The organism is Pollutimonas bauzanensis, from assembly GCF_040393045.1.
GTDB classification, from domain to species: Bacteria; Pseudomonadota; Gammaproteobacteria; order Burkholderiales; family Burkholderiaceae_B; genus Pollutimonas; species Pollutimonas bauzanensis_A.
On record NZ_JBEBUX010000151.1, the window covers coordinates 1 to 9,629 of the forward strand.

Annotated in this window: 12 protein-coding genes; 5 read left to right on the forward strand and 7 right to left on the reverse strand. The window is 52.6% G+C overall.

The window, feature by feature from the left end:
• The 5 genes from ABWO67_RS17355 to ABWO67_RS17375 form a co-directional block, all read right to left on the reverse strand.
• On the reverse strand, window positions 1–341 hold a 341-nt coding region (locus ABWO67_RS17355), incomplete at its 3' end, for an aconitase family protein (protein WP_353153945.1).
• 17 nt (window positions 342–358) lie between these two features.
• Window positions 359–1,141, reverse strand: a complete 783-nt coding sequence (locus ABWO67_RS17360; RefSeq protein WP_353153948.1) for an ABC transporter permease — start codon at window positions 1,139–1,141, stop codon at window positions 359–361.
• On the reverse strand, window positions 1,138–1,962 hold the full coding sequence (locus ABWO67_RS17365; protein WP_353153951.1) for an ABC transporter permease: 825 nt from the start codon (window positions 1,960–1,962) through the stop codon (window positions 1,138–1,140). Before ABWO67_RS17365 ends, ABWO67_RS17360 begins: the two co-directional genes overlap by 4 nt.
• A 2-nt stretch (window positions 1,963–1,964) precedes the next feature.
• Complete coding sequence (locus ABWO67_RS17370; protein WP_353153954.1) at window positions 1,965–2,807, reverse strand: ABC transporter ATP-binding protein; 843 nt, start codon at window positions 2,805–2,807, stop codon at window positions 1,965–1,967.
• 11 nt (window positions 2,808–2,818) lie between these two features.
• Window positions 2,819–3,805 (reverse strand): ABC transporter substrate-binding protein, encoded by a 987-nt coding sequence (locus ABWO67_RS17375; RefSeq protein ID WP_353153957.1) that lies wholly within the window; start codon window positions 3,803–3,805, stop codon window positions 2,819–2,821.
• 89 nt (window positions 3,806–3,894) lie between these two features.
• Here ABWO67_RS17375 and ABWO67_RS17380 point away from each other — a divergent pair, with 89 nt between their 5' ends.
• From ABWO67_RS17380 to ABWO67_RS17395, 4 genes are all read left to right on the forward strand, one after another.
• Complete coding sequence (locus tag ABWO67_RS17380; RefSeq protein ID WP_353153959.1) at window positions 3,895–4,617, forward strand: GntR family transcriptional regulator; 723 nt, start codon at window positions 3,895–3,897, stop codon at window positions 4,615–4,617.
• Between the two features lie 91 nt (window positions 4,618–4,708).
• Entirely contained in the window at window positions 4,709–5,224 is a 516-nt protein-coding gene (locus ABWO67_RS17385) for a SixA phosphatase family protein (protein WP_353153962.1), read from the forward strand.
• Window positions 5,225–5,374: 150 nt separating this feature from the next.
• A complete protein-coding gene (locus ABWO67_RS17390; protein ID WP_353153965.1) occupies window positions 5,375–5,854 on the forward strand; it encodes a carboxymuconolactone decarboxylase family protein in 480 nt (159 codons plus the stop codon).
• A 69-nt stretch (window positions 5,855–5,923) separates the two neighbouring features.
• Window positions 5,924–6,970 (forward strand): LysR family transcriptional regulator, encoded by a 1,047-nt coding sequence (locus ABWO67_RS17395; RefSeq protein ID WP_353153968.1) that lies wholly within the window; start codon window positions 5,924–5,926, stop codon window positions 6,968–6,970.
• 50 nt (window positions 6,971–7,020) lie between these two features.
• Here ABWO67_RS17395 and ABWO67_RS17400 read toward each other — a convergent pair whose 3' ends face one another.
• Both ABWO67_RS17400 and ABWO67_RS17405 read right to left on the reverse strand, forming a co-directional pair.
• Window positions 7,021–7,899, reverse strand: a complete 879-nt coding sequence (locus ABWO67_RS17400; protein ID WP_353153971.1) for a TauD/TfdA dioxygenase family protein — start codon at window positions 7,897–7,899, stop codon at window positions 7,021–7,023.
• An 8-nt stretch (window positions 7,900–7,907) separates the two neighbouring features.
• On the reverse strand, window positions 7,908–8,846 hold the full coding sequence (locus ABWO67_RS17405) for a Bug family tripartite tricarboxylate transporter substrate binding protein (protein WP_353153977.1): 939 nt from the start codon (window positions 8,844–8,846) through the stop codon (window positions 7,908–7,910).
• Window positions 8,847–8,967: 121 nt separating this feature from the next.
• Between ABWO67_RS17405 and ABWO67_RS17410 the strand changes: the two genes are divergently transcribed.
• Window positions 8,968–9,615, forward strand: coding sequence for an IclR family transcriptional regulator (locus ABWO67_RS17410; protein WP_353153974.1), 648 nt, complete (start codon window positions 8,968–8,970; stop codon window positions 9,613–9,615).
• Window positions 9,616–9,629 lie beyond the last annotated feature (14 nt).

The following is a 9,629-nucleotide window of genomic DNA, read 5'->3' on the forward strand; positions in this document are numbered from 1 at the left end:
TCTGGCCCGATGACGTGCACAATGCCTTGGCGGCCATCTTCGATATCGAACAGCGCAATGCCTTTGCTTGCAGCCTGTTCACGCAATGCATTGACCATGTCGGTGCTCCACTGCGCATCCCCCGCCCGCCTTCCCGGCCGTGTCGATGTGACGTGATCGAGCGTGGCGAAAGTAAGTTCAGGATTACGTACGGCGAGTTGCCTGCGGTCCAGTACCTTGAGCGCCTCGACCCCGGTCAGCTCGTGCACCAGGTGCCGATCGACATGCAGCAAACTGACCCCGCCCGGCAGCACTGCCACCTCGTGAGCCTCCCATACCTTGTCAAACAGAGAGCGCGCCATATCTTTCTCTAAGAAAATTAATTTCCACGCCGCAGATGGCGATCCCATTGCAGAAGCCCTATGCTCACCAACGTGGCAAACATGAACAACATCACAGCCAGTGCCATGATGGTCGGCGCATTGTTTCGATCGATAGCCAGCATCAACAGATGCCCAATACCGCGCTGAGACGCGAACATCTCACCCAGCAGGGTTCCCAGCAACGTCAGGGAAAAGCCGATGCGCAAACCGGCAACAATTTCGGGCACGGTAGCCGGTATCAGTACATGCAGCGCACCTTGCCATGGCGTCAACCGATGCGCCTGAATCGAGCGCATGTAGACGGGGCGGATATTGCGCACAGCCGTCATCGTGAATATCACGATGGGGATAATGCCGTGTATTACCCCAAATGCGATTTTGGCCGAAATGCCTAGCCCGAACATCAACAAAATAATCGGATACAAGGAAATTTTCGGTATCGAATACAAAGCAATGAGTATGGGCTCCATCACATCGCCGGCCAGGCGCCGGGCGCCGAGAATCAACCCAATGCCGACGCCTCCGACTATCGCTATGATCAGTGCGGTAAAGAAAGCCTTGCTAGTCTCGGCTAGATGAGCACCAAAATCGGGATCACTGAGTTCACGCTGCAATTGCGCTAGCGTGCGCCATGGACCTGGCAAGACCTCGACGCCCAGGCCCCAGCTCGCGATTTGCCATGACAGCAAGATGCCGCCGACAAGCCAGAAGATGTCGCCCCACCGGGATACGGCAGCCTTTCCGGTCATCGGAGTTCCAGACGTTGCAAGCCCTTTCATGCGAACTCCTTAAGAACTCGACGCTGGTAAAGGTGTTGCTCGATCGCATGCAGAACGAGGTTGACGGCCCCGATGAAAGTCAGCAGCAAAAACATAAGGCCATACATCGTGGCGTTATCGAAATTGTTGTAGGCAAAGGCAATCTGGTAGCCAAAGCCCGCGCCCGACAATAAGAATTCACCGCCAATGATGGCAATAAAGGAATAAACGATAGCCAGTTTGATGCCGGTAAAAACGAAAGGCAGGCTGGCGGGAAGCGTAATCAGGAAAACCTCCTGAACACGGCTCATGCGCAGCATCCTTGCAGTGCGCAGCAATACTTTCGGGACGCGCTCCAGACCGTTAAGCGTATTAACTGCCATGGCCACGATGGCAAATAAAAATCCAAGCACGATCAATGGCCATCTATTCAAGCCAAACATGACGATCAACATGGGATAAAAAATGAATATAGGAACCGCGTAGTACGACAACAGCAGCGGGTCAAGCACCCGCCGCAATCGAGGCTGCTTGAAAAGCAAAAGACCAAACAAGAAACCTGCCGACGTGGCCATTAATATCGATACCGCAGCGGAAGACAGCGTCAATAACATATCTTCCTGGTAGGTTCCCGCGCGCACTAGTTGCCACGCACTCCATGCCATTTCTGAAGGCGGAATAAAAGAAATCGGATCGATCCATCCCAACCGGCTGGCGATTTCAAGCAAGATGATGCTGCCGGCTATCACAGCACACCGCAGCACGGTAACGCGACGCTTGGCTGATGCGCGTGCACTACCCCTTGGTATTCCGCCGAAACGTAGCGTTGTCGCACGGTTCATGGTTATGAAGCCCCCAACGCCTTGAGCGATTCGGTGCGCAACAAGCCCCAGATTTGCGACTGCAGTGCGCCATACCTTGGATCCATCGCTGTTTCGCTGCCGCGTTCCCGCGACCAGCCTGTTTCAACCACATCAATGAATGTTCCAGGACGCGCGGACATAGTACCGACGCGATCCGACAGCAAGACCGCCTCGTCAATGGAGTGGGTAATAAGCATGACTGTCGAATCAGTTTCACGCCACAGCTTGAGCATCTCCTCGCCCATCAGTAAGCGCGTCTGCTGATCAAGAGCGCCAAACGGTTCGTCCAGCAACATCAGGCGAGGACGCAGAACCATCGCGCGGGCTATGCAAACGCGTTGACGCATGCCGCCCGAAAGTTGTGCCGGGTAAACCTTTGCAAACCCGGCGAGCCCCATGAAAGCAAGCGCGTGATCGACACGTTCCTTAACCTCGTTTTCGGGCAGGCCCGTTCGGCGTGCCCCAAACGCGGCGTTATCAAAGACCGAAAGCCATGGAAAACTGGCATCTTCTTGAAATACAACGGCAACGCCATCAGGCACCTTGCCGTTGACCTCGGCGTCCTCGAAGCAAATACTGCCGTCGGTAGGCGGGCTTAACCCCGCTACCAAATCCAGCAGTGTCGACTTCCCGCAGCCGGAGGGCCCAACGACAGAGAAAAATTCCCCTTGCCGCAAATCAAACGAAACGGGGCCAAGAGCATGAAGGGGTGAGCCTCCATCGCGGGCGGGGAATACTTTAGTCGCTTCCTTCACGGCAACATGAGGTTTACCGTCGTTTGCCGACGCTGGAATTTGCTTGACCATTTTTAGGGAGCTCGCCATGCCGACACTTGCTACTTGCTACGTTGATCAGCGGGCAGCAAGCTTTCATCCACGATCGCCGACCAATCGAAAGGGCCTGGCTCGACTGCCTTGACCAATTGCAGCCCTTTGAGCATTGCGTTCATACCTTCGTAATCAAGCTTGCCTGTGCTCCAGTACTCGCCTTTTGATGACAGGATGTCGTTAATCGCAAGCTTCGCGATTTTGGGATCCATCTTGTAATGTTTAGCCAGAATGTCTCCTGATTCCTCAGGGTTCTTCAATAAATATTCAACACCCTTGCGACGCCCTTCGATAATGGCTTTGATCGTGTCAGGATGCTGCTTGAGGTAATCGGTGCGCACAATGCCAACCGTTTGCGTCAACCTCGGTATCTCATCACCGGACTTGAATACAACTTTCAGATTTTCGCGTTCCCGGCTCAGCACTGGCTCCGTCATGTAGATAACATCAACAGCGCCTTCGCGTAATGCGGTATAGGCCGCGCTAAGACTTCCCACTGCCTTGCGATCTACATCAGCCAGTATCCCCCGATTGGTCAACGCCATGGTCGACACCATGTCGGTAACTGATTTGGGACTGCTATAACCTAGCTTCTTCCCTTTCAGATCCATAATCGTATTCAATGGAGAATCTTTTTTTGCAACCCATACATTGTCTGAAAGGCTAAGGACACCGCCATGCACAATCGTGAGCTTGACGCCTTGCTTGATCGCCGCGATGGCCGCAGAAAGCGCCACCTCGCCATAAGGAATATCGGAAGCCAGTGCGTTACGCACTGTCGTTCCACCGCCTTGGGATGTGATGAATCCCGTAACATCTATCCCTGACTCTTTGAAGAATCCTTTTTCCAATGCAACAGCGAACGGCGTTCCATACATTCCATCGGCCCAATGCGTTACCGTCAGATTAGCTGCAGAGGCCGCTGCGCCGCCTCCCAGCACAATAGGCAAAAGAATGCACTGCATCATCCTGGCAAACACAGGTTTGAGATTCATTTTTTGTCTCCTGAATAGGTATCATAATTTTTGTCCTACACTTTTAGATTAAAGTATCTTCCTACATTTGTCACGGAAATTTCCAGTCAATGACTAAACAAAGAATCACCGATACGGTGGAAGCGGAAAATGTGCTGCGCAGCGGCGATATGGTCGAACGCATAGCTGCAATCCTGAAAGAACAAATTCTTGACGGAACACTAGCACCTGGACAACGCCTTATTTCGCGCGATCTCATAGAGGAACTTGGCATAAGCCGAGGCCCTCTGCGGGAAGCCTTTCGGCGCCTGGCTGCTGACAGGCTCGTTGAATTAATTCCGAATCGCGGCGCACTGGTCCGGCGCTTGTCACCAGACGAAATCATCCATTTATTCCAAATACGGGAAGCGCTCGAAGGCCATGCTGCACGATTAGCGGCAACCCGAATAGACGAAGGAAATAATCGCGCTTTTTTCCAGGCGATCGCCGAACAGGGCCAACGACATAAACGGGAGCAGGACTTTCAGGCTTTTATTGCCCACAACCGCGAGTTCCATCAAGCCATCGTGAAACTTAGCGGCAACCCCGAACTAGGTGAACTGATAGACAGATATCAGTTGGCCGTATTCATGTCCCTGCTTCGTCAAGTGGTTGAGACTGGGCAGATCATCAAAGACTCCATCGCGCAGCATGAGGCGATAGCAGAAGCCATACTCCGGGGAGATGGCGATGCGGCCTGCATCGCCATGCAAAAGCACTTATGGCACTCGGCGCACACGATGCTAAAACGCGCCCAATCCAAAGCACTGAAGCGGGCGCACAATAGCCCCTGATCGGCGGGTTTCTCTGCTAGTATTTATGCTCTGTCCCGCCAAAACCCATCCTGTGAAACAACCAGACGTCCCCAAGGAGAAACAACCCGTCATGCGCCGACTCATGCTGCTTCGCCACGCAAAAGCCGACACGCCTGAGGGCATCCGGGACCACGACCGGCCGCTTGCGCCGCGCGGGCGCCGGCAATGCCAGGAAATGGGAAAATACATGGGGCATCACGGCCTGGAACCGGATCTGGTTATTGTTTCAACAGCGCGCCGAACGCAGGAAACCTGGGAACTGTTGCGCCCAGCGTTCGGCAATGCACCCGCACAGCAAAACGAAGGCCGTATCTACGAAGCATTGCCCAGCGATATCCTGCAAGTCATCAAGGAAACGGCAGATTCAGTTCGCGTATTGCTGCTTATCGGCCACAACCCTGGCTTCGAGCGTTTGGCCGCAAGCCTTATTGGAACAGGACGTCCCTCGGCCCTTACGCGGCTTGGGCGTGAATTTCCAACTGCGGGGTTGGCTATTATCGACTTTACCGAGGGGAGCTGGGACGAATTATCTGCAGGCAGCGGTCACCTGGAACGGTTTGAAACGCTGGCGTCAATTGGCAGCTAGCACCGTTAAATAATCCCGCCCAGCGCTATTTGGTGCGCATCAGGCAACACGGTGAGTCCGTGCGCATGCCTACCGATGTACATCATTCCTCCTTACGATAATGGCATGCGGCCCTCTGCCGTTAGCAACGCATTATCGCCAGGAGCAATCATGACCCAACGCATCAACTATATTCAGCAATCGCCCGAACTCTTCAAGAAATTCCTGGCCTTCAGTGACCAGTTTAAGAACAGCTTGATAGAAGAACCCATCCACGACCTTGTTAACATCCGCGCCTCGCAGCTCAACGGTTGTGGATTTTGCCTGGACATGCACGTGAAGGAAGCCACAATTCATGGCGAACGGGCACTGCGCCTTCATCACGTTGCAGCCTGGCGCGAATCTGCACTCTTTGCTCCGCGCGAACGTGCAGCCCTCGCCTGGACCGAGGTGCTGACCAAACTGCCTGATCACGGCGTCGCCGACGATATTTACGAGCGGGTGCGTAGCCAATTTAGTGAAAAAGAATTATCCGACCTCACGTTCGCTGTGATGGCCATCAATGGATGGAACCGTGCAAATATCGCATTCAAGACCGTACCTGGCTCAGCCGACAAGGCCTTTGGCCTGGATAAAGCCAGCCTCGCCTGAACGAAATATAACTATTGAAAAAAAACGGCGATAGTGTCACAGGCAGCAGTATCCATACGTCTAGTGAGTATGGATACCATCATTTACCCCCGGAACGAGCACGAGCGCCATGCCCCTTCTGGCGCAGTTGACCCGCTGGCCAATAGCTTCACTACCAGCTATGCAGGTGTTGTTGCCTTTCTTACCGTGGCCGACGAAGGCAGCTTTTCCAAGGCAGGCGATCGCCTGGGCATAGGCCGCTCGGCTGTCAGCCGCAGCGTACAAAAACTCGAAACGCAACTCAATACCCGCCTGTTTCACCGCAGCACACGGAGCACATCGTTAACCCACGAAGGCGAGCTGTTTTACGAAAACTGCCAGCCTGGCGTAGCACGTATCGTACGGGCGCTGGAAGACATGCGCGAACTGCGCAACGGACCGCCCCGGGGCCACCTGCGCATCCAGTCGACACCCGGTTTCGGACGCAAGATAATCGCCCCGCTGCTGCGACGTTTTCATGCTGAATTTCCCGACATTACACTGGAGCTCCTGCTAGATGAGCGCCCGGCTGATTTCACCGCAGACCGCATAGACGTGTCCTTTCGCGACGGTCGGATAGAAGACCGCGACATCGTGGCACGACAACTGATACCAATGCAGATGGTCGTATGCGCTTCACCAGCGTATGCTCAGACGCATGGCCTGCCACGCTATGTTGATGACTTGGACAGGCATCATTGCATCAACTTTCGTATTGCGTCGGGACGCGCCAGGGAGTGGGAGTTCAAAATCAATGGCGTCACGCTAAGGCGTCTGCAGACAGCCCGACATACTTTCAATGATCTAGAGTTGATCCTTCAGGCTGTGCAGCAGGGCCAAGGCATCGCGCAGCTTCCCGCGTACCTCGTGTGCGATCTGCTCAGGGAGCAGAAATTGATCGCGTGCCTCGCACAGCATGCGCCCGATGATGGCGGGCACTACGTGTGCTACCTAAGCCGCAAACAACTTCCCGCCAGAATCCGAGTATTTATTGAGCATGTCACTGAACACATTGGTGGACACGATTTGCAATGCTTGACCGGCACGGCGGAAACACAGGGCTTACTGGCAGTTGTGCAGCATCAACAGCAACATTGATACCCGAAAAAGCCGTGTAGCAGGTCTGCTCCACGGCGCTCAAATTTATATTATTTCTGTACGGGGATAGGCCTATCGCCAACTATTGTCGTTCTATAAAGCTCTCGATCGAATCCTTGATAATCGTTCATCGCCAAGTGCTGCGTACAACGATTATCCCAAACGGCAACTGCGCCAGGTGTCCATCGGAATCGACACGTAAACTCAGGGCGAACACAGTGACTGAACAAGAAGTTCAATAGAGGTGCGCTTTCCTCTTCCGTCATTCCCTCGAAACGTAAGGTATATGTACTATTCACGTAAAGCGCTTTTCTACCGGTCGCCGGATGAATGCGCACGACCGGATGGATAACCTCTGTATCTGCGCCCTCTCCGGTCTGGATATCCATTTTATGAGCGGGATCAGCATTATTGATAAGTACACCATTCGACCCGTACGATTTAACCGGGCTATGGACGGCATTTAACCCTTCCAGCATATTTTTCATTGCAGGCGACAAACGCTCAAAAGCCACATACATATTCGTCCACATGGTATCGCCACCGACGGGAGGAATCACTTTGCTATAAAGTACCGAACCGAGAGGAGGTGTAGCTGCGTAGCTCATGTCCGAATGCCACAGCCCCCCAAAGTTACGCTTGCTCGTTTCTTTAGCGGCTCTTGTGACCGGTAGGATTTCAGGGTGCCCTTCCAGTGCCTTTACAAACGGCACCTCCAATAAATCACCAAACCGACGGCTAAAACTCTTGTGCTGTTCGGGAGTTAATTCCTGGCCACGAAAGAAGATCACGGCATGCTCATGAAATGCATGCGTTATTTCATCGAAAACCTCAGTTGAAAAATCATCTGTCAGTGAGACATTTTTAATCTCGGCACCGATAGAGCCGGCAATTGGCGCAACATCGATAAATTTATACTGGTGTGTCATATAGCCCCCTACTGGATAGTAATGTTTGATGATTTGACAAGGTTGGCCCATTTTTCGGTTTCCTCGTCGATGAAGTCTTCGAATGCCTTAGGTCCGGTTTCGGGAATAATCCCGCCCATATTGCGAATTTTTTCCTGGATAGCGGGATCCTTAAGGATGGCGCTGAACTCCGCGTCAAGCCTGCTTATCACAGCTGGGGGGGTTGCTTTAGGCACCAATACACCAAACCAGCCCGTCACCTGATAACCTGGCAAGCCTGACTCAGCTATGGTGGGGACGTCTGGCAGAGAAGGCGAACGTTCTTTGCTGGTCACCGCAATCGCCCTTAGCTTGCCAGTCTCAACCAACGGCAAGGCTGAGGGCATATTGTCGAACATGACAGGCACTTGGCCGCCCATCGTGTCGGTTAAACCCGGAGAACTTCCTTTGTATGGAATTTGTGTCATCGCTATACCGGCTTGCGACGCAAATAACTCCCCTGCCAAGTGCAACGAAGTTCCTGTACCCGGCGTTGCAAAATTTAATGACGTATTTTGTTTTTTCGCATAATCAATCAATTCGGTCACCGTCTTAACCGGGAGTCCCGGATTGGCAACCAATAAATTGGGGACTTCCATAAGCAAGCTGACGGGAGCCAAGTCTTGCTTCGGGCTATACGATAAGTTTTTATATAGCGAGGGATTTATTGCGATCGGCCCTATATTCCCCATAACCAGCGTGTAACCATCTGGCTTGGACGAAACAACGTGCTGAGTGCCAATATTACCGCCTGCACCTGCCTTGTTTTCGACAACAACGGGCTGCGACAAACGCTGTTCAAGTTCCTTGGCAAGAATCCTGGCCAACATATCCGTGGATCCCCCTGGCGGATAAGGAACAACCCATCGTAGAGGCTGTGATGGCCAGTCACTGCCAGTGGATGCCTGCACATTCCCAAAAACTAGCATCGCAGACAAAAAAAACACTCTTTTCAAACTTATCTCCTAAAAAGTCAACCGAGCCGGTTGCTACTTATTATTAATTGATTTATGATTAAAATGTTCACCTAACGAACTTATATACTGCACAATGAACAAATCAGACGGTAACAGATCAGTTCAGCGCTGTCTAGCGCTCCTGCAAGCCTTTCGAAATAGTCCTTCGCTGACGCTTACGGAGTTGTCCCGATCCGTCGATTTATCCCATTCGACTGTCATCCGCTTTCTAAATACGCTTGAACGCGAAGGCTATGTACGAAAGGACAACCTGGCATGGTCGTTAACGCCACAAATGCTAGAACTAGGTTTTGCCGCGCTCGAAAGCATGGGCGTCACCGAATCGGTGCAACAAACATTGCAACGACTGGCTGACGAGTGCTCCGGCACGGCAAACTTAGGGGAAAAAAACGGCGACCACATAACCATAATAGGTCGAGCGACCGCAGCAGCTGAACGCCGTAGGTTATTAATTATGAATTTGCGTGTAGGCAGTTCACTACCAGCCACAAGCGCACTATATTCAGCACTATCGATGAAAAGCGACGAGTGGAGCGTTGTCGAGTATCCCAAGGGAGACCATATCTCGGTTGCTATACCAGTCATGGTTAGCAACACAAGGGCTCTAACACTTGGCGTCTCTATGAGCCTGACAGACTACCCATTAAGCCGGATTGAAAACGAAGTGCTGCCCTTTCTTAAAAAGGAAAGACTATATATAGAAGGCGTATTGCGGCTTTGAGCTAAGTCGCTTTC

Bases quoted from the DNA above. Each gene is read 5' to 3' on its own strand.
- ABWO67_RS17360 (WP_353153948.1), bottom strand. From the start codon at position 1,141: ATGAAAGGGCTTGCAACGTCTGGAACTCCGATGACCGGAAAGGCTGCC.
- ABWO67_RS17365 (WP_353153951.1), bottom strand. From the start codon at position 1,962: ATGAACCGTGCGACAACGCTACGTTTCGGCGGAATACCAAGGGGTAGT.
- ABWO67_RS17370 (WP_353153954.1), bottom strand. From the start codon at position 2,807: ATGGCGAGCTCCCTAAAAATGGTCAAGCAAATTCCAGCGTCGGCAAAC.
- ABWO67_RS17375 (WP_353153957.1), bottom strand. From the start codon at position 3,805: ATGAATCTCAAACCTGTGTTTGCCAGGATGATGCAGTGCATTCTTTTG.
- ABWO67_RS17380 (WP_353153959.1), top strand. From the start codon at position 3,895: ATGACTAAACAAAGAATCACCGATACGGTGGAAGCGGAAAATGTGCTG.
- ABWO67_RS17385 (WP_353153962.1), top strand. From the start codon at position 4,709: ATGCGCCGACTCATGCTGCTTCGCCACGCAAAAGCCGACACGCCTGAG.
- ABWO67_RS17390 (WP_353153965.1), top strand. From the start codon at position 5,375: ATGACCCAACGCATCAACTATATTCAGCAATCGCCCGAACTCTTCAAG.
- ABWO67_RS17395 (WP_353153968.1), top strand. From the start codon at position 5,924: ATGGATACCATCATTTACCCCCGGAACGAGCACGAGCGCCATGCCCCT.
- ABWO67_RS17400 (WP_353153971.1), bottom strand. From the start codon at position 7,899: ATGACACACCAGTATAAATTTATCGATGTTGCGCCAATTGCCGGCTCT.
- ABWO67_RS17405 (WP_353153977.1), bottom strand. From the start codon at position 8,846: ATGCTAGTTTTTGGGAATGTGCAGGCATCCACTGGCAGTGACTGGCCA.
- ABWO67_RS17410 (WP_353153974.1), top strand. From the start codon at position 8,968: ATGAACAAATCAGACGGTAACAGATCAGTTCAGCGCTGTCTAGCGCTC.